Consider the following 22,985-nt stretch of genomic DNA (forward strand, 5'->3'; position numbering starts at 1 on the left):
CGAACACGGAAGTTAAGCTCTCCAGCGCCGATGGTAGTTGGCGGGACACCGCCTGCGAGAGTAGGACGTTGCCGGGCAAACAAAAAGACCAAGACAAAAATTGTCTTGGTCTTTTTGTTTTATTGAATAAATGCAATGGGTAAAATATATGAGAAAAAGAAGGGAATCCTTGCATTTTTGAAGAAATCCGTATATATTAAAATTAAAGTCAAATATAGTCAAAGTCAACTGACAGAGGAGGGATTATGTGAGGAATATCTCTGATGTCATTGAGCAGTATTTAAAGCAAGTATTAAATATGAGCGGAAAAGATATCGTTGAGATTAAGCGCAGCGAAATTGCAGACAAGTTTCAGTGTGTTCCTTCCCAAATTAACTATGTCATTAATACACGGTTTACATTAGAAAGAGGGTACATTGTTGAGAGTAAACGAGGAGGCGGTGGTTATATCCGCATAATGAAAGTGAAGACTCAAAGTGCCTCTCAGCTTGTTGACCATTTATTGTCGCTTGTTCAAGACCGAATTAGCCAAACAAATGGAGAACATATTATTCAACGCTTATTGGATGAAAAGGTAATTTCAAAACGAGAAGCGAATATGATGTTAAGCATTATTGATCGCACGGTTCTGTCTATTGACCTTCCTCATCGTGATGAGCTGCGTGCGCGCATATTAAAAGCGATGCTGACATCTTTAAAGTATATGTAGAGAGGGTGAACACTTTGATATGTCAAGAGTGTAATCAACGGCCAGCAACGCTTCATTTCACTAAAATTGTTAATGGAGAAAAAACAGAAATTCATCTTTGTGAACAGTGCGCTCATGAAAAAGGTGAAATGTTTATGTTCCCACATCAAGGCGCCTTTTCGATTAATAATTTAATTGCGGGACTATTAAATATGGATGCATCACTGAAAGAACCAAAAGCTCCCTCTTTTCACAACGAACATATATTACAATGCGAGCGTTGTAAAATGACATACACCCAATTTGTTAAAGTCGGTCGTTTTGGTTGTGCGAGTTGTTATGAAACGTTTTGCAATCATTTACCACCTATTTTTCGAAAATTACATGGAGGACATGTAGCACATGAAGGAAAAATTCCGAAGCGAGTAGGGGGTACGTTGTACGTCCGTAAGCAAATCGGACAGTTGAAACAAATGTTACAGGAGCTTATTGCTAAAGAACAATTCGAGAAAGCTGCTGAAGTGCGTGATCAAATACGAGAACTGGAGGCAAAATTAAATGCGGGAGGGGGCGCTTCATTATATGAATGAACATTTGTTTTTTCAACGCGCTCTCAGTCCATGGATGAACGAAGAGGGACCAGATTCTGATATTGTGTTAAGCAGCCGTATTCGTTTGGCGAGAAATATGAAACAATATTCTTTTCCGACCGTATTTACAAATGAAGAGGCTATGCAAATTGTTCAACTGTTTGAACATTTGTTTTCGCAAAAGCGTTTCGGTGATCTTGGTCCTTTCGTCTTATTAAAAATGAATGAATTACAAACTATTGACAAGCGTGTGTTAGTTGAAAAGCACTTGATCAGCCCTCATTTAGCTGAGGATTGTACATTTGGTGCATGTTTATTATCAGAGCAAGAAGAAGCAAGCATTATGATCAACGAGGAAGATCATATTCGTATTCAATGTTTGTTTGCTGGTTTTCAGTTGAGAGAAGCATTAAAATTGGCAAATGCTTTAGATGATTGGATTGAACAACACATCGATTATGCTTTTGATGAAAAGTACGGTTATTTGACGAGTTGCCCTACAAATGTCGGAACAGGACTGCGCGCATCCGTTATGATGCATTTGCCAGGCCTTGTGTTAACGCAGCAAATGAATCAAATTATTCCTGCAATTAATCAGCTCGGTTTAGTTGTTCGTGGCACGTATGGAGAAGGTAGCGAAGCGTTAGGAAACATTTTTCAAATTTCGAATCAAGTTACATTAGGAAAAAGTGAAGAGGATATTGTTGAAGACTTAACAGGTGTTGTTCGTCAATTAATTGAACAAGAACGAATGGCACGTGAGGCATTAGTCAAAACTTCTAACATACAATTAGAAGATAGGGTATATCGTTCTTACGGTGTGTTAACGAACAGTCGGATCATCGGTTCAAAAGAAGCTGCCCAATGTTTATCTGATGTACGGTTAGGCATTGATCTCGGATATATTACGAACGTGCCAAAAACAATTTTAACAGAGCTCATGATTTTGACACAGCCCGGCTTTTTACAAAAATATGCTGGTGGCGCATTACGCCCGCAAGAACGGGATATTCGCCGTGCATCGCTCATTCGTGAACGATTATACCAATGGAAGTGAATAAAAGGAGGTTGATGAAAATGATGTTCGGACGTTTTACAGAACGAGCACAAAAGGTGTTAGCATTAGCACAAGAAGAAGCTGTTCGATTAGGACATAACAATATTGGTACAGAGCACATTTTGCTTGGTCTTATTCGAGAGGGGGAAGGAATTGCAGCAAAAGCGCTTATGGCGCTCGGGTTAGGACCAGATAAAATCCAAAAAGAGGTAGAATCGCTTATTGGGCGTGGAAATGAAGTTGGGCAAACGATCCACTATACACCACGTGCCAAAAAAGTGATTGAATTGTCAATGGATGAAGCTAGGAAACTTGGACATTCTTACGTTGGTACAGAACATATTTTGCTTGGTCTTATTCGGGAAGGAGAAGGTGTAGCCGCTCGCGTTTTAAATAATTTAGGAGTAAGCTTAAATAAAGCTCGCCAACAAGTACTTCAATTATTAGGAAGCAATGAGTCTGCCTCAGGACATCATGGGGGAACAACGCACGCGAATACCCCAACGTTAGACAGTTTAGCCCGCGATTTAACAGCGATCGCACGTGAAGGAGGTTTAGATCCTGTCATCGGAAGAAGTAAAGAAATCCAACGTGTGATCGAAGTATTAAGCCGTAGAACGAAAAATAACCCTGTTTTAATTGGGGAACCAGGGGTAGGAAAAACAGCCATTGCCGAAGGACTAGCTCAACAAATTGTCAATAACGAAGTGCCAGAGACGCTTCGTGATAAGCGTGTAATGACGCTCGATATGGGCACGGTCGTTGCAGGTACGAAATATCGTGGTGAGTTTGAAGATCGTTTGAAAAAAGTGATGGATGAAATTCGCCAAGCAGGCAACATCATTTTGTTTATTGACGAATTGCACACCCTCATAGGAGCTGGCGGTGCAGAAGGAGCTATTGATGCATCAAATATTTTAAAACCGTCCCTTGCTCGTGGCGAACTACAATGTATTGGGGCAACAACGTTAGATGAATACCGAAAATATATTGAAAAAGATGCTGCGTTAGAAAGACGTTTCCAACCTATTCATGTTGGTGAACCAACGGTTGAAGAATCGATCCAAATCTTAAAAGGACTACGCGATCGTTACGAAGCTCATCATCGTGTTTCTATTTCGGATGAGGCAATTGAGCAAGCTGTGAAGCTTTCAGATCGTTACATCTCGGATCGATTTTTACCAGATAAAGCGATTGATTTAATTGACGAAGCTTGTTCGAAAGTACGTTTACGTTCGTTTACGACACCACCAAATTTAAAAGAGCTCGAACAAAAACTGGAGGAAATTCGCAAAGAAAAAGATGCGGCAGTGCAAAGCCAAGAGTTTGAAAAAGCAGCATCGTTACGAGATGCAGAACAAAAACTGCGCGAACAGCTTGAAGAAACAAAACGAGCATGGAAAGAGAAACAAGGTCAAGAAAACTCAGAAGTGACTGTCGAGGATATTGCAGCCGTCGTATCAAGTTGGACGGGAATCCCAGTCTCCAAATTAGCTCAAACAGAAACCGAACGATTATTAAAGCTAGAAGAAATTCTGCATTCCCGTGTGATCGGACAAGAAGAAGCTGTCAAAGCAGTTGCAAAAGCAGTGCGTCGCGCCCGTGCAGGATTAAAAGATCCAAAACGCCCAATCGGTTCGTTTATTTTCCTCGGTCCAACGGGTGTAGGGAAAACGGAACTGGCACGTGCGCTTGCGGAAGCGATGTTCGGTGATGAAGATGCGATGATTCGGATCGACATGTCTGAATATATGGAGAAACATTCGACATCACGTCTTGTCGGTTCGCCTCCGGGATATGTTGGTTACGAAGAAGGTGGACAATTAACAGAAAAAGTGCGTCGCAAACCGTATTCAGTCATTTTATTAGATGAGATTGAAAAAGCGCATCCAGATGTGTTTAACATTTTATTGCAAGTGTTAGAGGATGGACGTTTAACGGATTCGAAAGGACGGACAGTTGATTTCCGAAATACGATCATTATTATGACATCAAACGTTGGCGCTGACGCCTTGAAGAGAAATAAATATGTTGGTTTTAATGTACAAGATGAGAGTCAACAGTATAAAGATATGAAAGGGAAAGTGATGGACGAGTTGAAAAAAGCGTTTCGTCCGGAATTTTTAAACCGAATTGATGAAATTATTGTTTTCCACTCACTTGAGAAGAAACATTTAAAAGAAATTGTATCACTAATGGTTGAGCAATTGAAAAAACGTCTACAAGAACAACAAATTGATTTAGAGTTAACCGATGCAGCAATTGAGAAATTAGCGGAAGAAGGTTATGACTTAGAATACGGTGCGCGTCCATTGCGTCGAGCGATTCAAAAACATGTTGAAGACCGTTTATCTGAAGAATTGTTAAAAGGAACGATTAACAGCGGACAAAAAGTTGTCATGGATGTAAAAGACGGTCAGTTTGTTGTGTTAACAAAAGAGACAGTAAAATAACAAAAAACAAGGTATGCTTACACGCATACCTTGTTTTTCATCATGAAAGGAATGGAATCATGGTTAAACGGAAAACGAAATTCGTTTGTCAACATTGTGGATATGAAACGGCGAAGTGGATGGGAAAATGCCCAGGGTGCCACTCGTGGAATACAATGGTTGAAGAAACGGAGATTGTGAAACCACATAGCCGAGCACTATTTGTGCATACAGAGGGGATAGTAGCTAAACCTGTATCGATTACGACAGTAGAAACGACGCAGGAACCGAGAATTGACACGAAGTTTACGGAGTTTAATCGCGTGTTAGGGGGTGGAATTGTTCGTGGTTCCCTCGTTTTGATCGGTGGCGATCCAGGTATTGGGAAATCGACATTGTTGTTACAAATTTGTGCTCAGCTCGCAAGCGATACCCACCCTGTATTATATATTTCCGGGGAAGAATCGGTAAAACAAACGAAGTTGCGTGCTGAACGGTTACATGTGGCAGCTGAACATTTATATGTTTTATCCGAGACAAATTTAGAACATATTATCCAAACGATAGATGAAATGAAGCCATCGTTCGTTGTCATCGACTCGATTCAAACGATATATCGCTCAGAAATTACATCGGCCCCAGGGAGTGTTTCACAAGTTCGTGAATGTACAGCAGAGTTGATGCGAGTAGCTAAAACGAAAGGTATTGCGATTTTTATTGTTGGGCATGTTACGAAAGAAGGGGCGCTGGCAGGGCCACGCATTTTAGAACATATGGTTGATACTGTATTATATTTTGAGGGAGAGCGTCATCATACGTATCGCATTTTACGGGCGGTGAAAAATCGATTTGGTTCCACAAATGAAATCGGTATTTTCGAAATGAAAGAAATAGGGCTTACAGAAGTCAAAAACCCATCAGAAATTTTTTTGGAAGAGCGTTCGAAAGGTGCTTCAGGGTCAACGGTGGTCGCTTCTATGGAAGGGACGAGACCTGTGTTAGTGGAAATTCAAGCATTAGTATCGCCGACTAGTTTCGGAACGCCACGTCGAATGGCAACAGGAATAGATCATAATCGTGTATCTTTACTAATGGCGGTGCTTGAAAAAAGGGTCGGCCTACTTCTTCAAAACCAGGATGCCTATTTAAAAGTGGCTGGTGGAATTAAGTTAGATGAACCTGCGATTGACTTAGCAATTGTGGTAAGCATTGCATCTAGTTTTCGTGATCAACCAACAAATCATACGGATGTTGTGATCGGAGAAGTTGGATTGACAGGTGAAGTACGTCGTGTATCCCGCATTGAACAGCGTGTGCAAGAAGCTGCGAAGCTCGGTTTTCAACGCATCATTATTCCAAAAAGTAACATCGGTGGCTGGAACATTCCAAAAGGTGTCGAAGTCATTGGAGTAACTAATGTAGAAGAAGCGCTATATTACGCATTAGGGGAAGGGAAAAATCGCCCAATATTTTAACAAAACCATTAAAAAATAATTAAAAATGATGTTCAGATTGGTTTCAAACATTGGAAACTGTTTATAATGTAATAGAGGAGGTGAAAAACGTGTTAAAACGAATTGTGCAAGCATCTTTTTTAATTACTGGGGGAATGTTAGGAATTATTTTCTTTCCTACTTTGTTAAAACTATTGCACCTAAACGATCTTCCTTATGTCGATAGCCCATATGTAGCCGCCCCAGTTGGTGCGATCATCGTATTCCTTCTCACGTTTTGGTTAGTTGATCATGTGGTTGGACTGATTCATTGGATGGAAGAAACGTTAGTCAAAGCACCTGTAACAGACTTATTATTCGGGAGTCTCGGTTTAATTTTCGGATTGATTGTAGCCTTTTTAGTCGTTATTCCATTAAACTCTATTCAAATTCCGCTTGTTAATACGATATTGCCGATTTTTCTTACGCTATTGTTAGGCTACTTAGGATTTCAAGTCGGATTTAAAAAACGCGATGAACTAATGAACCTATTTTCTTTACCGAATCGAAGTGGAAAGAAAAAAGGTAGCGAGGAAGAAGAAAAAAAGGGGAAATCGCTAAAAATTTTAGATACGAGTGTCATCATTGACGGTCGTATTGCGGATATTTGTCAAACGGGCTTTTTGGAAGGGACGATTGTCATTCCGCGGTTTGTTCTTGAAGAATTGCAACATATCGCTGACTCTTCTGATGCTTTAAAGAGAAATCGTGGACGGAGAGGACTAGATATTTTAAACCGCATTCAAAAAGAGTTAGCAATTAACGTGGAAATATATGAGGGCGATTTTGAAGGAATCCAAGAAGTCGACAGCAAGCTTGTCAAATTGGCTCAATTGACATCAGGCGTTGTTGTGACAAATGACTTTAATTTAAATAAAGTATGCGAGTTGCAAAATGTTCCCGTACTAAATATTAACGACTTAGCGAACGCAGTAAAACCGATCGTTCTTCCAGGGGAAGAATTAAATGTTCACGTCATTAAAGACGGAAAAGAACAAAATCAAGGTGTTGCTTATTTAGATGATGGGACGATGATCGTTGTAGAGGACGGAAAAGACTACATCGGAAAACGAGTTGATGTGCTTGTGACGAGCGTCTTACAAACTTCGGCTGGAAGAATGATTTTTGCCAAATTAAAACTACTTGAAAAAGCATTATGAGCTGTTAGGAGATAGGGAAATGAATTACCACGTCGTTATACCGGCAGCTGGCCAAGGAAGACGAATGAATGCAGGAATAAACAAACAATTTATTGAGCTTGAAGGAGTACCCGTTATTATTCATACGTTACGTGTATTTGAAAGAGATGATTCATGTCAAGGCATTGTATTAGTTATTAACGATCAAGAACGTGAGCAATTTGTTCGTATGCTTCGTTATTTTGAAATAAAAAAAGTGAAAACCCTCGTTTCTGGGGGGGAAGAAAGACAAGAGAGCGTCTACAATGGATTACAAGCGGTGAATGATGGTCATGTTGTGCTCATCCATGATGGTGCGCGTCCGTTTGTAACAATCAAAAAAATTCACGAACTTGTTCAGGTTGCAAAAGAGACGGGAGCAGCTGTGCTCGCTGTTCCTGTCAAGGATACGATGAAACAGGTGATCGATGGCCATGTTCAAAAAACGGTCGATCGATCGAGCCTGTGGGCTGTACAAACGCCACAAGCTTTTTCCATGCCATTAATTCTCGACGCTCATGAGCGCGCAAAAAAAGAACAGTTTATCGGAACAGATGATGCAAGTCTTGTTGAGCGGATCGGTCATCGCGTCGTCGTTGTAGAAGGCGAATATACGAACATTAAACTTACAACACCAGAAGATTTATTATTTGCAGAGGCTATTTTACGTGCGAGAGGGGATCAATGATGTATCGAATTGGACAAGGGTTTGATGTCCATCAGTTTGCTGAAGGGCGGCCGCTTATTATTGGTGGAATCAATATTCCGTATGAGAAAGGACTGCTTGGACATTCCGATGCGGATGTGCTGTTACATGCAATTGCTGATGCTTGTTTAGGAGCTATCGGTGAAGGCGATATTGGGAAGCATTTCCCTGATACAGATAAAGCATACAAAGATGCTGACTCTGCTATTCTTTTACAACGTGTATGGGAGCTTGTGCGTCAACATGGGTATACGCTTGTCAATATTGACTGTACGATTATTGCTCAAAAACCAAAAATGGCTCCATATATCCCAAACATGCAAAAAAGAATTGCTGAATTATTAGAAGGAAACGTTTCACAAGTTAACGTAAAGGCGACGACGACAGAAAATCTTGGATTTACAGGAAGAGAAGAAGGAATTGCCGCACAAGCCGTTGTTTTGTTACAAAAAAACAATGAATGATGGATTTTGTATGGCGTTTACGGTACAATGGGGTACAGAAATTAGGTAGATGGAGGTCATGACATGTCACAGGAAGTAAGGGTGCGTTACGCGCCGAGTCCGACGGGTCATTTACATATTGGCGGTGCGCGTACGGCGTTATTTAACTATTTGTTTGCTCGTCATCATCATGGAAAATTTATTGTTCGTATTGAAGATACAGATATTGAGCGCAATGTAGAAGGTGGCGAACAGTCACAACTTGAAAACTTGAAATGGCTTGGTATTGAATATGATGAATCGGTCGATAAAGATGGGGGATACGGTCCTTATCGTCAAACGGAGCGTCTGCACATATATCGCCAATATACAAACGAATTGTTAGAAAAAGGACATGCATATAAATGTTTTTGTACACCTGAGGAACTAGAACAAGAGCGTGAGGCGCAAAAAGCAGCAGGCATTGCGGCACCACAATATAGCGGAAAATGCCGTCAGTTGACACTAGAACAAGTCAAACAGCTTGAAGCAGAAGGCAAGCCTTATACGATTCGTTTAAAAGTACCGGAAGGAAAAGTATATGGATTTGAAGACATGGTGCGCGGTCGCGTATCGTTTGAATCGAAAGACATTGGCGATTGGGTGATCGTCAAAGCAAACGGTATCCCAACGTATAACTTTGCTGTTGTGATCGACGATCATTTAATGAAAATTACACATGTATTTCGCGGTGAAGAGCATTTATCAAACACACCGAAGCAGCTAATGGTGTATGAATATTTTGGTTGGGAGCCACCAAAATATGCACATTTAACGTTGATTGTAAATGAAAATCGTAAAAAGTTATCGAAGCGCGATGAGTCAATTATTCAATTCGTTTCTCAATATAAAGAACTTGGATATTTACCAGAAGCGATGTTTAACTTTTTTGCACTATTAGGTTGGTCGCCAGAAGGAGAAGAGGAAATTTTCACGAAAGAAGAGCTTATTCGCATTTTTGATGTTTCCCGTTTATCAAAATCGCCATCGATGTTTGATAAACAAAAGCTCACATGGATGAACAACCAATATATCAAAAAACTTGATCTGGATCGGTTAGTTGAACTATCGCTCCCTCATCTAATTCGAGCAGGGCGTTTGCCGGAGCAAATGACCGATCAACAAAAGCAATGGGCGCGTGATCTAATTGCACTATATCAAGAGCAAATGAGTTACGGTGCTGAAATTGTTGAGCTATCAGAGTTGTTCTTTAAACAGGAAATCGAGTATGATGAAGAGGCAAAAGCTGTTTTAGCAGGTGAGCAAGTACCGATTGTGTTAAAAGCATTTTATGAGCAAGTGGAGCAGCTTGCAACGTTTGATAGTGACCACATTAAAATGGCGATTAAAGCGGTACAAAAAGAAACGGGACAAAAAGGGAAAAACTTATTTATGCCAATTCGCGTAGCGGTTACAGGGCAAACGCATGGACCAGAACTTCCAGAGGCGATTCGTTTGCTCGGAAAAGAAACGGTGCTGTCCCGATTAACTCAATTCATTCGTTAACATTTCCTTGTTTATATAATAGAATAGGTGTAAGTCATATCGGTGAAAGCGTTGATGAGGAGAAGTAAAAAGAATCAGCATGTCAGAGAGAACCACCTTGGCTGGAAGTGGTTTATGTTTGATTCTTTTGAAATGCACCTCGGAGTCTCCTTTCGAACCAGAGACGTTCTGTAGTAGAATGGAGCGGATTCCCTTCCGTTATAAGGGCAAGAGTGAGCCTTAAAGGCTAAACAGAGTGGAACCGCGCAACGAAGCGTCTCTGTGTCATTGTACACAGAGACGCTTTTTGTTTGAAAGATAACAAAGGGGGGAACAGCATGTTTAAAACATTAAAAGAAGACATTGAAGTGATTTTCGAACAAGATCCGGCAGCAAGAAGTTATTTAGAAGTCATTTTAACGTATTCAGGGCTGCACGCCATTTGGGCGCACCGCATTGCCCACGCGCTTTATAAGCGAAAATTTTATTTTTTAGCACGCCTCATTTCACAAATTAGTCGCTTTTTTACGGGCATTGAAATCCATCCTGGTGCAAAAATCGGTCGGCGTTTTTTCATCGATCATGGCATGGGTGTCGTCATCGGAGAAACATGCGAGATCGGTGATAATGTGACGGTGTATCAAGGTGTCACACTCGGTGGAACGGGAAAAGAGAAGGGGAAGCGCCATCCGACAATTAAAGATAATTGTTTGATTGCTACTGGTGCAAAGGTGCTTGGTTCGATTACGGTTGGGGAAAATAGTAAAATTGGGGCAGGATCGGTCGTGTTGAAAGATGTGCCGCCGAACTCAACCGTTGTCGGCATTCCAGGTCGCGTTGTTGTACAAAATGGCGTGCGTGTGAATAAAGATTTAAATCATTGTGATTTGCCGGATCCGATTGCAGATCGTTTTAAAGAGTTGGAATCAGAAATCGAACAATTAAAAGCACAATTAGAAGAACTAAAGAAAGGAACGGTGAACCATGAGCATTCAAGTGTATAATACGTTAACGCGAAAGAAGGAGACATTTGTTCCGTTAGAACCAAATAAAGTGAAAATGTATGTATGCGGTCCGACAGTATACAACTACATTCACATTGGCAACGCTCGCCCGGCCATTGTGTTTGATACGATTCGACGTTACTTACAATTTCGTGGATATGAAGTGCAATACGTCTCGAATTTCACAGATGTAGACGATAAACTCATTCGCGCAGCAAAAGAATTAGGAGAAGATGTACCGACCATTGCAGAACGGTTCATTGAAGCATACTTTGAAGATATTACAGCACTTGGTTGTAAAAAAGCAGACGTTCATCCACGAGTGACGGAAAACATGGATGCGATTATCCAATTTATTGAACAACTCATTGAAAAAGGGTATGCGTATGAAGTTGACGGTGATGTATATTATCGAACGCGCCGCTTCTCAGATTATGGTAAATTATCCCATCAATCAATTGACGAACTAAAATCAGGTGCTCGGATTGAAATTGGTGAGAAAAAAGAAGATCCTCTTGATTTTGCGCTCTGGAAAGCGGCGAAAGAAGGTGAAATTTACTGGGATAGCCCATGGGGGAAAGGGCGTCCAGGCTGGCATATTGAATGCTCTGCTATGGTACGTAAATATTTAGGGGATACGATTGATATTCATGCTGGGGGACAAGATTTAACGTTTCCACACCACGAAAATGAAATTGCTCAGTCTGAAGCGCTAACAGGAAAGCCTTTTGCGAAATATTGGTTGCATAACGGTTACATTAATATCGATAATGAAAAAATGTCGAAATCGCTCGGGAACTTTATTTTAGTGCACGACATTATTAAGCAAGTTGATCCGCAAGTGTTACGTTTCTTTATGCTTTCAGTTCATTATCGTCATCCAATCAACTATAGCCAACCGTTACTTGAAAGTGCAAAAAGCGGATTAGAACGCTTAAAGACAGCTTATGCGAACTTAAAACATCGTTTAGAAAGCAGCACGAATTTAACGACGAATGATGAACAATGGCTAGCGAAAATTGAAGAACTAAGAGACGAGTTTATTCGAGAAATGGATGATGATTTTAATACAGCAAACGGGATCGCTGTTTTGTTTGAATTAGCGAAACAAGCCAATGTATACTTAATGGAAAAGCATACATCGAAACAGGTCATTCAATCATTTTTACAACAATTTGAACAGCTTTTTGATGTGCTAGGGCTTTCTTTACAACAAGATGAATTACTTGATGAAGAAATTGAAGCGCTTATCCAACAGCGAATTGAAGCGCGGAAAAATCGCGATTTCGCTTTAGCTGATCGGATTCGTGATGAATTAAAGGCAAAAAACATTGTTCTAGAAGATACACCACAAGGAACGAGATGGAGAAGAGGATAAGACGATGTTACATTTGTTTAACAAAATTAAGGATTTTGAACAGTTAAACGGTTTAACGTTAGCTTATATTGGTGATGCCGTATACGAATTATTCGTACGTCATCACCTCCTTACCTTAGGGAAAGTAAAACCAAACGATTTACACAACCTAGCAAAAACATACGTTTGTGCTAAAGCGCAATCACAAGTGTTGCAATGGTTGCTCAATCATAACCAGCTTTCTGAACAGGAAGTGGCTATTGTTCGAAGAGGTCGTAATGCAAAATCAGGGAGTACCCCGAAAAATACAGATGTACAAACGTACCGTCAAAGCACAGGATTTGAAGCGTTAGTTGGTTACCATTTTTTAAGCGGAAATGAAGAACGTCTCCATCAATTAATACGTTGGGCGTTAGATGTACATCGCAATGATGAAGAAAGGGGGATGTGATCATGGATCTTATTATTGGTAAAAATCCTGTGTTAGAAGCGTTAAAATCCGGACGAGAAATGAATAAAATATGGATTGCTGAAGGCTCGCAACGTGGTCAAATGCAGCCGATTATTCAGCTCGCAAAAGAGATGGGTATTACAGTACAATATGTTCCTAAAAAAAAGATGGATCAATTAAGTGAGGGCAATCATCAAGGAGTCATTGCACAAGTCGCTGCATATCGATACTATGATATAGAAGATTTATTTAAAAAGGCAGAAGAGCAAGGGGAAGCACCATTTTTTATTATTCTAGATGAACTTGAAGATCCACACAATTTAGGATCGATTATGCGAACAGCTGATGCAGTAGGCGCTCATGGCATTATTATCCCGAAGCGTCGCTCGGTCGGTTTAACTGCAACGGTAGCGAAAGCGTCCACGGGTGCGATTGAATATGTGCCTGTTGTGCGTGTAACCAACTTAGCGCGAACAGTAGATGAATTAAAAGAGCGGGGAGTTTGGATTTTTGGAACAGATGCAAAAGGAAATCAAGATTATCGTCAGCTTGATGGGGTTATTCCGTTAGCCCTAGTTATTGGTGGTGAAGGGAAAGGAATAAGCCGTTTATTACGAGATAAATGTGATGTGCTCGTTCGCTTGCCAATGATTGGACATGTCACATCATTAAATGCTTCTGTTGCGGCGAGCTTGTTAATGTATGAGGTGTACCGAAAGCGTCATCCATTAGGTGAGTGAAATGGACATTTTAATCGTTGATGGCTACAACATCATCGGTGCTTGGCCGGAATTGCGAGAACTACGTGATGCGGATTTAGCTTTAGCGCGCGACCGACTTGTCGAGAAAATGGCCGAATATCAAGCGTTTACTGGTTGTAAAGTCATTATTGTTTTCGACGCACACCTCGTACAAGGAACAACAAAAAAATATGTCGATCATCAAGTAGAGGTCATTTTCACAAAGGAAAACGAAACGGCTGATGAACATATCGAGAAATTGGCGAAATCGCTCCAGCAAGTTCGGACAAAAGTATATGTCGCTACGTCAGACTATACGGAACAATGGGCGATTTTCGGTCAAGGAGCGTTACGCAAATCAGCTCGGGAGCTACTCATTGAAGTGGATGCGGTGCAGCGAAATATTTCAACGAACGTCAAACACATTCAACAAAAAAAGCCGATATCAAAAATCCCTCTGACAGACGAAGTAGCAAAAATTTTCGAAAAATGGCGAAGAGGGGAAAAATGAACGATTGACCCTGTAAAAAAATGTACTGTATAATACTTTTATCCATGTGCAGGGCGGGGGGATCGGCGTGAGCGCAAATGCAAACGAAAAACAACAAAGCCGTTACGAACAACTAGACGATGAAATGATTGTAGAACTCGTACACCAAGGTGATAGTGAGGCGCTTGATTATTTGATTCATAAGTATAAAAATTTTGTCCGAGCGAAAGCACGTTCATATTTTTTAGTCGGTGCAGATCGCGAAGATATTGTGCAAGAAGGCATGATTGGGTTATACAAAGCAATCCGAGATTTCAAAGAAGATAAGCAGTCTTCATTTAAGGCGTTTGCGGAGTTATGTATTACTCGGCAAATGATTACAGCTATTAAAATGGCTACGCGACAAAAACACATTCCACTCAATTGTTACGTTTCATTGGACAAGCCGATTTACGAAGATGATTCTGCCCGTACATTGATGGACGTTCTTTCGGGAACGAAAATAACAAATCCTGAGGAACTAATTATTAATAGGGAAGAGTTCGATCATATTGAAGAGAAGATGACCGAACTACTTAGCGATTTAGAAAGGAAAGTGCTCCTTCTTTATTTAGAAGGTCGATCATATCAAGAAATTTCGGAAGAGCTCAATCGTCACGTGAAATCCATTGACAATGCATTGCAACGCGTGAAACGCAAACTAGAAAAGTATGTAGAAATTCAAGGAATTCGTTTATAATATTGACATAAAAAAATATTGTATGATACAGTTTTTAAGACGTAGTATGCCGGAGGAAAACGTATGCGCAAAAAAGTGATTTTAGCGTGTAGCCAATGTTTAAGTCGAAACTATTCAACGATGAAAAATGTTGCTCATCACGATGAGCGGCTAGAGATGAAAAAGTTTTGTAAAACATGCCATACGCATACGATTCACCGCGAAACGAAGTAGTTGATGATCCCGAGATGTTGGAGGGTTTCTTATGCAACGAGTAACGAAATTTTTCCGCGAAGTTGTTCGCGAGATGAAAAAAGTCAGCTGGCCGAAACGAAAAGAACTAGTAAACTATACGATCACCGTTTTAGCAACAGTGGCATTTTTTACTGTATTTTTTGCTGTTATTGATTTAGGAATTTCAGAGTTAGTTCGTTTTATACTTGAATAGTAATAGTATATCCATGGTATAATGAAAGATAACAAACAAGAAATAAAGCCCGGTAACGGGTTTTTATTTTGCCTAAAAAAGATTTGTTCAGGGAGGGAAGGACGATATCGTCCCAGCGAATGGAAAAGAATTGGTATGTTATTCATACGTACTCGGGTTATGAAAATAAAGTGAAAACGAACTTAGAAAAGCGTGTTGAGTCGATGGGTATGCAAGATAAAATTTTTCGCGTCGTTGTGCCTGAGGAGGAAGAAACAGACACAAAAGGAGGCAAAAAGAAAGTAGTTAAAAAGAAAGTTTTTCCAGGTTACGTACTCGTCGAAATGATTATGACAGACGACTCTTGGTATGTCGTTCGTAATACGCCGGGAGTAACGGGGTTTGTTGGTTCAGCTGGTGCTGGGTCGAAGCCGACGCCACTTTTGGAAGAAGAAGTTTCTGCGATTTTAAAACGAATGGGCGTTGATTTGATCGAATTAGACTTTGATTTCGAATTACATGAAGCTGTGCGCATTAAGGAAGGTCCGTTTGCGAATTTTGTTGGAACGATCCAAGAAATCGAAATGGATAAGCAAAAAGTGACTGTGCTCGTTGACATGTTTGGACGTGAAACACCAGTAGAGCTTGACTTTTCGCAAATTGAAAAAATATAATAGTAAACAACTTGCAAATGAGCAAGAAAAGTGATAATATTTTAAGGTCAGTATGTCTCAATCATTGAGACGAATGCGATGATTGTTTTCATATATGGAGTGGGAGGGAATATCCCTAATACCACATCACGGACTTAAGGAGGTGTGTCTCGTGGCTAAAAAAGTAATTAAAGTTGTCAAATTGCAAATTCCTGCAGGGAAAGCGAATCCAGCACCACCAGTCGGTCCAGCATTAGGTCAAGCTGGTGTTAACATCATGGGATTCTGTAAAGAATTCAACGCTCGTACAGCTGATCAAGCAGGTTTAATTATTCCTGTTGAAATTACGGTATATGAAGACCGTTCATTTACATTTATTACGAAAACTCCACCTGCTGCTGTATTACTTAAAAAAGCGGCTGGTATCGAGTCTGGTTCTGGTGAGCCAAACCGTAATAAAGTGGCAACAGTAAAGCGCGACAAAGTGCGCGAGATTGCTGAAACAAAAATGCCAGACTTAAACGCGGCGAGCATTGAAGCAGCTATGCGCATGATCGAAGGAACAGCGCGTAGCATGGGTATCGTCATCGAGGACTAATGAAGATCTGGCTGGAGAAGGTTGCGGAAGCGAACTATATAGTTTTCGCAACCTTTATTCGTGGGAGGTCTTTCCGTTAAAACCACAAAAGGAGGAAATAAAATGCCAAAAAGAGGAAAACGTTACTTAGAGGCAGCGAAATTAATTGATCGCTCCAAAGCATACGGCGTAAAAGAAGCGATCGAATTAGTGAAAAAGACAAACGTTGCAAAATTTGATGCAACTGTAGAAGTTGCTTTCCGTTTAGGAGTTGATCCGAAGAAAGCAGATCAACAAATTCGCGGTGCGGTTGTATTACCACACGGTACAGGTAAAGTACGTCGCGTATTAGTGCTTGCAAAAGGAGAAAAAGCGAAGGAAGCAGAAGCAGCAGGCGCAGATTACGTAGGCGATACAGATTACATCAACAAGATTCAACAAGGTTGGTTTGAATTTGATGTGATTGTTGCGACTCCAGATATGATGGGTGAAGTAGGTAAAATCGGTCGTATTTTAGGACCAAAAGGCTTAATGCCAAACCCTAAAACAGGAACAGTTACATTTGATGTTGCGAAAGCGGTCAATGAAATTAAAGCTGGTAAAGTGGAATACCGCGTTGACAAAGCAGGAAACATCCACGTGCCAATCGGTAAAGTATCATTTGATACTGAAAAATTAGTAGAAAACTTTGCAACAATTTATGAGACAATCTTAAAAGTGAAACCAGCAGCGGCGAAGGGCACATACGTGAAAAACGTAACAGTCGCTTCAACAATGGGCCCTGGCGTAAAAGTAGATCCTTCTACTGTTGCTGTTACTAACTAATTATAGATATTGACTTTTTAGAAACGCTTTAGTATACTATCTATTGTTTGAAAAACGAATATCATTTGTACCGTAGACAGTAGGTGCCTCATATAGGCTTAATTTCCTACCGAGGTGTTGAGACTCATAAATAAGTGCATCTTGCACTTTTCGGGTGCCTCCATGTCTGCGTTGACATGGAGGTTTTTTATTGGGCGGTATAAGTGGTGTCGAAACTCAACTTCTACAGGAGGTGTTGACATGAGCAGCGTACTTGAACAAAAGCAGCAGCTAGTAGCGGAGATTGCTGAAAAGCTTCGCGCGAGCAAATCAACGATCATCGTTGATTACCGTGGTTTAAATGTCGCTCAAGTTACAGAACTTCGTAAGCAACTTCGTGAAGCAGGCATCGAGTTCAAAGTGTATAAAAACACATTAACTCGTCGTGCTGTTGCTGAGTTAGGCTTAGAAGGTTTAGACGAAACGTTAACAGGTCCGAATGCAATTGCATTCAGCAATGAGGATGTCGTTGCTCCTGCGAAAATTTTAAACGAATTCGCGAAAAAGAACGAAGCGTTAAAAATTAAAGCAGGTATCATCGAAGGTAACGTAGCAACGTTCGAAGAAGTAAAGGCGCTTGCAGAGCTTCCATCTCGCGAAGGCTTGCTCTCTATGTTGCTTAGCGTTCTTCAAGCACCAATTCGCAATTTTGCTCTTGTTACAAAAGCAGTTGCTGACAAGAAAGAAGAACAAGGTGCTTAATTTTTAAATTGCCTAAAACTAAAATATTAAGGAGGAAGATCGATCATGACTAAAGAACAAATCATTGAAGCGGTTAAAAATATGACTGTTTTAGAACTAAACGACTTAGTAAAAGCAATCGAAGAAGAATTTGGCGTAACTGCTGCTGCTCCTGTAGTAGTTGCTGGCGGTGCTGCTGCTGGTGCTGCTGCTGAAGAAAAAACTGAATTCGACGTTATCCTTGCAGATGGCGGCGCGCAAAAAATCAAAGTTATCAAAGTTGTACGCGAACTTACTGGTCTTGGCTTAAAAGAAGCAAAAGACTTAGTAGACAACACTCCAAAGCCAGTTAAAGAAGGCGTTTCTAAAGAAGAAGCTGAAGAAATTAAAGCGAAGCTTGAAGAAGCTGGCGCGAAAGTTGAAATCAAGTAATGATATAAAAAAGCTCGCTCGAGGTGGCGAGCTTTTTTGTGTTTTCATGTGCGTTCGTTTACAATGAAGGAAAGAGAGGTGAGAGTGATGAGTGATCACTACTATACGGAGCGACCTGCTGTAGAAAGTAAGCCGTTTCAATGGACGTATACGTTGCGAGGTCATCAGTTTTTATTTACCGTTGATCAAGGTGTATTTTCAAAAAAGGAGGTCGACTTCGGTTCGAGGTTACTAATTGAAGCATTCATGGAACCAGATGTGCGAGGAAATATTCTTGATGTTGGCTGTGGATACGGGCCAATCGGTTTAGCGCTAGCAAAAGATTTTCCGCATCGAACGGTGCATATGATCGATGTGAATGAGCGAGCCATTGAGTTAGCCAAGAAAAATAAACAGCAAAATGGTATTGAAAATGCCCGGATTTACATAAGTAACTTATTTGATCGAGTAGAAGGGGCGTTTGCTGCGATTGTTACAAACCCGCCGATTCGTGCAGGAAAAGCAGTCGTTCATTCAATTTTTGAGCAAAGTGCGAACTACTTGCTTCCGGGTGGCCAACTATGGGTTGTTATTCAAAAGAAACAGGGTGCTCCGTCCGCTTTAGAAAAGTTAAAAACGATTTTTGATCAAGTAGATGTTGTAGAAAAGAAGAAAGGTTACTTTATTATTCGAGCACAAAAAGCTTGACGTCCAATTTTGTGTATGATACCATTATAAAATGCTAAATGTGTATTTTTTTTAGTTTATGTATGCTGTGTATGTATGTATAATTTTAGTTTTAAAGGAAAAACTTATAAAATATATAATAGGTCAAACATGTGGTTTTCTTATAAGAAACCATTTCTTTTTTGTCTTATGACAAGTCATTAATGTTTGATTTGAGGGGTGAATCAGTTGACAGGTCAACTAGTTCAATACGGACGACACCGCCAACGAAGAAGTTATGCGCGCATTAGTGAAGTGTTAGAACTACCAAACTTAATCGAAATTCAAACTTCTTCTTACCAGTGGTTTCTCGACGAAGGATTGCGTGAAATGTTTCAAGATATTTCACCGATCGAAGATTTTACAGGGAATTTGTCACTAGAATTTATTGATTACAGCTTAGGAGAACCGAAGTACTCTGTCGAAGAATCAAAGGAACGCGATGTTACATACGCAGCGCCGCTTCGAGTTAAAGTACGCCTAATCAATAAAGAAACAGGTGAAGTCAAAGAACAAGATGTATTTATGGGAGACTTCCCATTAATGACAGAAACGGGCACATTCATTATTAATGGTGCTGAACGTGTTATCGTTTCTCAGCTTGTTCGTTCACCGAGCGTATATTACAGCGGAAAAGTAGATAAAAACGGAAAACGTGGCTTTACAGCAACCGTCATTCCAAACCGCGGTGCATGGCTCGAATACGAAACAGACGCAAAAGACGTTGTGTACGTTCGCATTGATCGTACGCGTAAGTTGCCTGTAACCGTGTTATTGCGGGCGTTAGGTTTTGGCTCAGACCAAGAGATTGTCGATTTACTTGGTGATAACGAGTATATTCGTAATACGTTAGAAAAAGACAATACAGAAAGTACAGAAAAAGCGTTGCTTGAAATTTATGAACGGTTACGTCCAGGGGAGCCGCCTACCGTTGAAAACGCAAAAAGCTTGTTGATCTCTCGTTTCTTTGATCCAAAACGATATGATTTAGCAAGCGTTGGTCGTTATAAAATTAACAAAAAGCTCCATATTAAAAACCGTTTATTTGGTCAACGTTTAGCAGAAACACTCGTTCATCCGGAAACGGGTGAAGTAATTGCTGAAAAAGGAACGGTTCTCGATCGTAGAACGCTCGACCGCATTTTACCTGAGCTTGAAAAAGGGATCGGTATACGTAAATACCAGCCGCTTGGGGGCGTTGTCGAAGATGAGTTTGCTTTGCAAGCAATCAAAATTTATGCTCCAAACGATCCAGATGGCGAAAAAGTCATCACGGTCATTAGTAACGGGTATATCCCAGAAACAGTGAAACATATTACACCTGCAGATATTATTGCATCGATTAGCTACTTCTTTAACTTATTGCATGGAGTCGGTGATACAGACGATATCGACCATTTAGGAAATCGTCGACTTCGTTCTGTTGGAGAGTTGCTACAAAATCAGTTCCGAATTGGTCTTTCGCGCATGGAGCGAGTCGTTCGTGAACGGATGTCCATTCAAGATACAAACACAATTACACCACAGCAACTCATTAACATTCGTCCGGTCATTGCGGCTATTAAAGAGTTTTTCGGAAGCTCACAATTATCACAATTCATGGACCAAACAAACCCGCTTGCAGAATTGACACATAAACGCCGTCTTTCTGCGCTTGGTCCGGGCGGTTTAACGCGTGAACGCGCTGGGTTTGAAGTGCGTGACGTTCACTATTCACACTATGGTCGCATGTGTCCGATCGAAACGCCAGAAGGTCCGAACATCGGATTAATTAACTCGCTTTCGACATACGCAAAAGTGAATAAATTCGGGTTTATTGAAACGCCTTATCGTCGTGTTGATCCTGAGACAGGAAAAGTAACGAATCAAATTGACTATTTGACAGCGGATGAAGAAGACAACTACGTTGTTGCCCAAGCGAATGTTCCGATTGCCGAAGATGGAACGTTTTTAGAAGAAAACGTTGTTGCTCGTTTCCGTGGTGAAAACATTGTCGTTAAACGCGATCGCGTGGACTATGTAGACGTTTCACCAAAACAAGTCGTGTCCGTAGCGACGGCTTGCATTCCATTCTTAGAAAACGATGACTCGAACCGTGCGCTTATGGGTGCGAACATGCAACGTCAAGCTGTTCCACTTATGCAACCGGAAGCTCCAATCGTTGGTACAGGAATGGAGTATGTTGCAGCGAAAGACTCTGGTGCTGCAGTTATTTGTAAGCATCGTGGAATTGTCGAGCGCGTCGAAGCGAAGGAGATTTGGGTGCGCCGTTTAATTGAAGTCGATGGAAAAGAAGTAAAAGGTGATTTAGATAAATATCGTTTGTTGAAGTTTGTTCGTTCAAACCAAGGAACGTGCTACAATCAACGCCCGATTGTTAAAGCGGGTGACATTGTAGAGAAGGGTGAGATTTTAGCTGACGGTCCATCGATGGAAAAAGGTGAATTAGCGCTTGGTCGCAACGTGCTTGTTGCGTTCATGACATGGGATGGATACAACTATGAAGACGCGATTATTATGAGCGAACGTCTCGTTAAAGACGATGTGTATACATCCATTCATATTGAGGAATATGAATCCGAAGCGCGCGATACGAAGCTCGGTCCAGAAGAAATTACGCGTGATATTCCAAACGTCGGCGAAGATGCGCTTCGCAACTTAGATGAACGCGGTATTGTACGCATCGGTGCAGAAGTGAAGGATGGGGACTTGCTTGTCGGTAAAGTCACTCCAAAAGGTGTCACTGAGTTAACTGCAGAAGAGCGCCTGTTGCACGCTATCTTTGGCGAGAAAGCACGCGAAGTTCGAGATACTTCTTTACGTGTACCGCACGGTGGAGGTGGAATTGTTCTCGATGTCAAAGTGTTTACTCGCGAAGACGGTGATGAGCTACCTCCAGGTGTAAACCAGCTTGTTCGTGTGTATATTGTACAAAAACGGAAAATTTCCGAAGGTGACAAAATGGCGGGACGCCATGGAAACAAAGGGGTTATTTCTCGTATTTTACCTGAGGAAGACATGCCGTTTTTACCAGATGGTACACCGGTTGACATTATGTTAAACCCGTTAGGCGTACCTTCGCGTATGAACATCGGGCAAGTACTCGAGTTGCATCTCGGAATGGCGGCGAGAAAGTTAGGTCTTCATGTGGCTTCGCCTGTATTTGACGGTGCTCGTGAAGAAGATGTATGGGCAACGTTAGAAGAAGCAGGAATGGCACGCGATGCGAAAACCGTTCTATACGACGGGCGCACTGGAGAGCCGTTTGATAATCGTGTTTCTGTCGGCATTATGTACATGATTAAGCTCGCGCACATGGTTGACGATAAATTGCATGCTCGTTCGACAGGTCCGTACTCGCTTGTGACGCAACAACCACTTGGTGGAAAAGCGCAGTTTGGTGGTCAGCGTTTCGGTGAGATGGAAGTATGGGCGCTTGAAGCATACGGTGCAGCTTATACGTTACAAGAAATTTTAACTGTCAAATCAGACGATGTCGTTGGTCGTGTGAAAACATATGAGGCCATCGTAAAAGGTGAAAACGTTCCAGAACCAGGCGTTCCTGAATCGTTCAAAGTATTAATTAAAGAGTTACAAAGCTTAGGTATGGACGTAACAGTTTTATCAAGTGATGAAAAAGAAATTAGTATGGAAAACTTCGGGGAAGATGATGACGTTCAACCAGTTGACATCATCCCACCTACAGATGAGTCAGCCAAAGAAGATGAGGGCGTTGTTGTAAAAGAATAGTGTGTTGACATAAGGGTAAAACCTG

General features: G+C 41.0%; 24 protein-coding genes, 1 rRNA gene and 2 other annotated features. All 25 genes read left to right on the forward strand.

Features of this window, described 5'->3' with window-relative positions; translation table 11 throughout:
- Window positions 1–77, forward strand: a 5S ribosomal RNA gene (rrf, locus tag HNQ84_RS13020); the annotation flags it as partial.
- Between the two features lie 221 nt (window positions 78–298).
- Window positions 299–709 carry a CtsR family transcriptional regulator gene (locus HNQ84_RS13025; RefSeq protein WP_221248308.1) on the forward strand — a complete coding sequence of 137 codons (411 nt, stop codon included), beginning with the start codon at window positions 299–301 and terminating at the stop codon, window positions 707–709.
- A gap of 14 nt (window positions 710–723) precedes the next feature.
- Window positions 724–1,278 (forward strand): protein-arginine kinase activator protein McsA, encoded by a 555-nt coding sequence (mcsA, locus tag HNQ84_RS13030; protein WP_032101447.1) that lies wholly within the window; start codon window positions 724–726, stop codon window positions 1,276–1,278.
- Window positions 1,271–2,335, forward strand: coding sequence for a protein-arginine kinase McsB (gene mcsB / locus HNQ84_RS13035; protein ID WP_435622370.1), 1,065 nt, complete (start codon window positions 1,271–1,273; stop codon window positions 2,333–2,335). The genes mcsA and mcsB overlap by 8 nt, the downstream gene beginning before the upstream one ends.
- Before the next feature lie 20 nt (window positions 2,336–2,355).
- Complete coding sequence (clpC, locus tag HNQ84_RS13040; RefSeq protein ID WP_032101445.1) at window positions 2,356–4,788, forward strand: ATP-dependent protease ATP-binding subunit ClpC; 2,433 nt, start codon at window positions 2,356–2,358, stop codon at window positions 4,786–4,788.
- 59 nt (window positions 4,789–4,847) lie between these two features.
- Complete coding sequence (gene radA / locus HNQ84_RS13045; protein WP_183250234.1) at window positions 4,848–6,242, forward strand: DNA repair protein RadA; 1,395 nt, start codon at window positions 4,848–4,850, stop codon at window positions 6,240–6,242.
- A gap of 89 nt (window positions 6,243–6,331) precedes the next feature.
- The gene (locus HNQ84_RS13050) at window positions 6,332–7,420 is read left to right on the forward strand and encodes a PIN domain-containing protein (RefSeq protein ID WP_032101443.1); all 1,089 of its coding nucleotides are present in this window, start codon (window positions 6,332–6,334) and stop codon (window positions 7,418–7,420) included.
- Window positions 7,421–7,439: 19 nt separating this feature from the next.
- Entirely contained in the window at window positions 7,440–8,126 is a 687-nt protein-coding gene (gene ispD, locus HNQ84_RS13055) for a 2-C-methyl-D-erythritol 4-phosphate cytidylyltransferase (RefSeq protein ID WP_435622371.1), read from the forward strand.
- Complete coding sequence (gene ispF, locus HNQ84_RS13060; RefSeq protein ID WP_435622372.1) at window positions 8,126–8,608, forward strand: 2-C-methyl-D-erythritol 2,4-cyclodiphosphate synthase; 483 nt, start codon at window positions 8,126–8,128, stop codon at window positions 8,606–8,608. The genes ispD and ispF overlap by 1 nt, the downstream gene beginning before the upstream one ends.
- 63 nt (window positions 8,609–8,671) lie before the next feature.
- Entirely contained in the window at window positions 8,672–10,132 is a 1,461-nt protein-coding gene (gene gltX / locus HNQ84_RS13065; protein ID WP_435622373.1) for a glutamate--tRNA ligase, read from the forward strand.
- Between the two features lie 42 nt (window positions 10,133–10,174).
- Window positions 10,175–10,396, forward strand: a binding site (T-box leader).
- A 53-nt stretch (window positions 10,397–10,449) separates the two neighbouring features.
- The gene (gene cysE, locus HNQ84_RS13070) at window positions 10,450–11,115 is read left to right on the forward strand and encodes a serine O-acetyltransferase (protein WP_032101439.1); all 666 of its coding nucleotides are present in this window, start codon (window positions 10,450–10,452) and stop codon (window positions 11,113–11,115) included.
- Complete coding sequence (gene cysS / locus HNQ84_RS13075) at window positions 11,096–12,493, forward strand: cysteine--tRNA ligase (protein WP_435622374.1); 1,398 nt, start codon at window positions 11,096–11,098, stop codon at window positions 12,491–12,493. The genes cysE and cysS overlap by 20 nt, the downstream gene beginning before the upstream one ends.
- A gap of 4 nt (window positions 12,494–12,497) precedes the next feature.
- A complete protein-coding gene (locus tag HNQ84_RS13080) occupies window positions 12,498–12,923 on the forward strand; it encodes a Mini-ribonuclease 3 (RefSeq protein ID WP_183250246.1) in 426 nt (141 codons plus the stop codon).
- 2 nt (window positions 12,924–12,925) lie between these two features.
- A complete protein-coding gene (gene rlmB, locus HNQ84_RS13085) occupies window positions 12,926–13,663 on the forward strand; it encodes a 23S rRNA (guanosine(2251)-2'-O)-methyltransferase RlmB (RefSeq protein WP_435622375.1) in 738 nt (245 codons plus the stop codon).
- Between the two features lies 1 nt (window position 13,664).
- The gene (locus HNQ84_RS13090; protein ID WP_183244231.1) at window positions 13,665–14,174 is read left to right on the forward strand and encodes an NYN domain-containing protein; all 510 of its coding nucleotides are present in this window, start codon (window positions 13,665–13,667) and stop codon (window positions 14,172–14,174) included.
- A 67-nt stretch (window positions 14,175–14,241) separates the two neighbouring features.
- Window positions 14,242–14,892: an RNA polymerase sporulation sigma factor SigH gene (sigH, locus tag HNQ84_RS13095; protein ID WP_183250253.1), complete on the forward strand. Its 651-nt coding sequence runs from the start codon at window positions 14,242–14,244 to the stop codon at window positions 14,890–14,892.
- A 63-nt stretch (window positions 14,893–14,955) separates the two neighbouring features.
- Window positions 14,956–15,105 (forward strand): 50S ribosomal protein L33, encoded by a 150-nt coding sequence (gene rpmG, locus HNQ84_RS13100; RefSeq protein ID WP_183250255.1) that lies wholly within the window; start codon window positions 14,956–14,958, stop codon window positions 15,103–15,105.
- 31 nt (window positions 15,106–15,136) lie between these two features.
- A complete protein-coding gene (secE, locus tag HNQ84_RS13105; RefSeq protein WP_032101432.1) occupies window positions 15,137–15,319 on the forward strand; it encodes a preprotein translocase subunit SecE in 183 nt (60 codons plus the stop codon).
- A 119-nt stretch (window positions 15,320–15,438) separates the two neighbouring features.
- The gene (gene nusG, locus HNQ84_RS13110; protein ID WP_183244227.1) at window positions 15,439–15,972 is read left to right on the forward strand and encodes a transcription termination/antitermination protein NusG; all 534 of its coding nucleotides are present in this window, start codon (window positions 15,439–15,441) and stop codon (window positions 15,970–15,972) included.
- A 151-nt stretch (window positions 15,973–16,123) separates the two neighbouring features.
- Window positions 16,124–16,549, forward strand: coding sequence for a 50S ribosomal protein L11 (gene rplK / locus HNQ84_RS13115; RefSeq protein WP_003397643.1), 426 nt, complete (start codon window positions 16,124–16,126; stop codon window positions 16,547–16,549).
- Window positions 16,550–16,651: 102 nt separating this feature from the next.
- Window positions 16,652–17,353, forward strand: a complete 702-nt coding sequence (rplA, locus tag HNQ84_RS13120; RefSeq protein ID WP_183244225.1) for a 50S ribosomal protein L1 — start codon at window positions 16,652–16,654, stop codon at window positions 17,351–17,353.
- A 52-nt stretch (window positions 17,354–17,405) separates the two neighbouring features.
- Window positions 17,406–17,551: a sequence feature (ribosomal protein L10 leader region), on the forward strand.
- Between the two features lie 42 nt (window positions 17,552–17,593).
- Entirely contained in the window at window positions 17,594–18,094 is a 501-nt protein-coding gene (gene rplJ / locus HNQ84_RS13125; protein WP_435622376.1) for a 50S ribosomal protein L10, read from the forward strand.
- Window positions 18,095–18,139: 45 nt separating this feature from the next.
- On the forward strand, window positions 18,140–18,505 hold the full coding sequence (gene rplL, locus HNQ84_RS13130; protein WP_003397647.1) for a 50S ribosomal protein L7/L12: 366 nt from the start codon (window positions 18,140–18,142) through the stop codon (window positions 18,503–18,505).
- Window positions 18,506–18,592: 87 nt separating this feature from the next.
- Window positions 18,593–19,192 carry a class I SAM-dependent methyltransferase gene (locus tag HNQ84_RS13135; RefSeq protein WP_435622377.1) on the forward strand — a complete coding sequence of 200 codons (600 nt, stop codon included), beginning with the start codon at window positions 18,593–18,595 and terminating at the stop codon, window positions 19,190–19,192.
- Window positions 19,193–19,399: 207 nt separating this feature from the next.
- Window positions 19,400–22,960 carry a DNA-directed RNA polymerase subunit beta gene (gene rpoB, locus HNQ84_RS13140; RefSeq protein WP_035020781.1) on the forward strand — a complete coding sequence of 1,187 codons (3,561 nt, stop codon included), beginning with the start codon at window positions 19,400–19,402 and terminating at the stop codon, window positions 22,958–22,960.
- Window positions 22,961–22,985 lie beyond the last annotated feature (25 nt).

The sequence above is a fragment of the Anoxybacillus eryuanensis genome (genome assembly GCF_051200995.1).
Classification (GTDB): Bacteria; Bacillota; Bacilli; order Bacillales; family Anoxybacillaceae; genus Anoxybacillus; species Anoxybacillus tengchongensis.

What these genes read in the sequence shown, in the direction of transcription:
- HNQ84_RS13025 (WP_221248308.1), top strand. Translation starts at nt 299, where the DNA reads ATGAGCGGAAAAGATATCGTTGAGATTAAGCGCAGCGAAATTGCAGAC.
- mcsB (WP_435622370.1), top strand. Translation starts at nt 1,271, where the DNA reads ATGAATGAACATTTGTTTTTTCAACGCGCTCTCAGTCCATGGATGAAC.
- clpC (WP_032101445.1), top strand. Translation starts at nt 2,356, where the DNA reads ATGATGTTCGGACGTTTTACAGAACGAGCACAAAAGGTGTTAGCATTA.
- radA (WP_183250234.1), top strand. Translation starts at nt 4,848, where the DNA reads ATGGTTAAACGGAAAACGAAATTCGTTTGTCAACATTGTGGATATGAA.
- ispD (WP_435622371.1), top strand. Translation starts at nt 7,440, where the DNA reads ATGAATTACCACGTCGTTATACCGGCAGCTGGCCAAGGAAGACGAATG.
- ispF (WP_435622372.1), top strand. Translation starts at nt 8,126, where the DNA reads ATGTATCGAATTGGACAAGGGTTTGATGTCCATCAGTTTGCTGAAGGG.
- gltX (WP_435622373.1), top strand. Translation starts at nt 8,672, where the DNA reads ATGTCACAGGAAGTAAGGGTGCGTTACGCGCCGAGTCCGACGGGTCAT.
- cysE (WP_032101439.1), top strand. Translation starts at nt 10,450, where the DNA reads ATGTTTAAAACATTAAAAGAAGACATTGAAGTGATTTTCGAACAAGAT.
- cysS (WP_435622374.1), top strand. Translation starts at nt 11,096, where the DNA reads ATGAGCATTCAAGTGTATAATACGTTAACGCGAAAGAAGGAGACATTT.
- HNQ84_RS13080 (WP_183250246.1), top strand. Translation starts at nt 12,498, where the DNA reads ATGTTACATTTGTTTAACAAAATTAAGGATTTTGAACAGTTAAACGGT.
- rlmB (WP_435622375.1), top strand. Translation starts at nt 12,926, where the DNA reads ATGGATCTTATTATTGGTAAAAATCCTGTGTTAGAAGCGTTAAAATCC.
- HNQ84_RS13090 (WP_183244231.1), top strand. Translation starts at nt 13,665, where the DNA reads ATGGACATTTTAATCGTTGATGGCTACAACATCATCGGTGCTTGGCCG.
- rpmG (WP_183250255.1), top strand. Translation starts at nt 14,956, where the DNA reads ATGCGCAAAAAAGTGATTTTAGCGTGTAGCCAATGTTTAAGTCGAAAC.
- secE (WP_032101432.1), top strand. Translation starts at nt 15,137, where the DNA reads ATGCAACGAGTAACGAAATTTTTCCGCGAAGTTGTTCGCGAGATGAAA.
- nusG (WP_183244227.1), top strand. Translation starts at nt 15,439, where the DNA reads ATGGAAAAGAATTGGTATGTTATTCATACGTACTCGGGTTATGAAAAT.
- rplA (WP_183244225.1), top strand. Translation starts at nt 16,652, where the DNA reads ATGCCAAAAAGAGGAAAACGTTACTTAGAGGCAGCGAAATTAATTGAT.
- rplJ (WP_435622376.1), top strand. Translation starts at nt 17,594, where the DNA reads ATGAGCAGCGTACTTGAACAAAAGCAGCAGCTAGTAGCGGAGATTGCT.
- rplL (WP_003397647.1), top strand. Translation starts at nt 18,140, where the DNA reads ATGACTAAAGAACAAATCATTGAAGCGGTTAAAAATATGACTGTTTTA.
- HNQ84_RS13135 (WP_435622377.1), top strand. Translation starts at nt 18,593, where the DNA reads ATGAGTGATCACTACTATACGGAGCGACCTGCTGTAGAAAGTAAGCCG.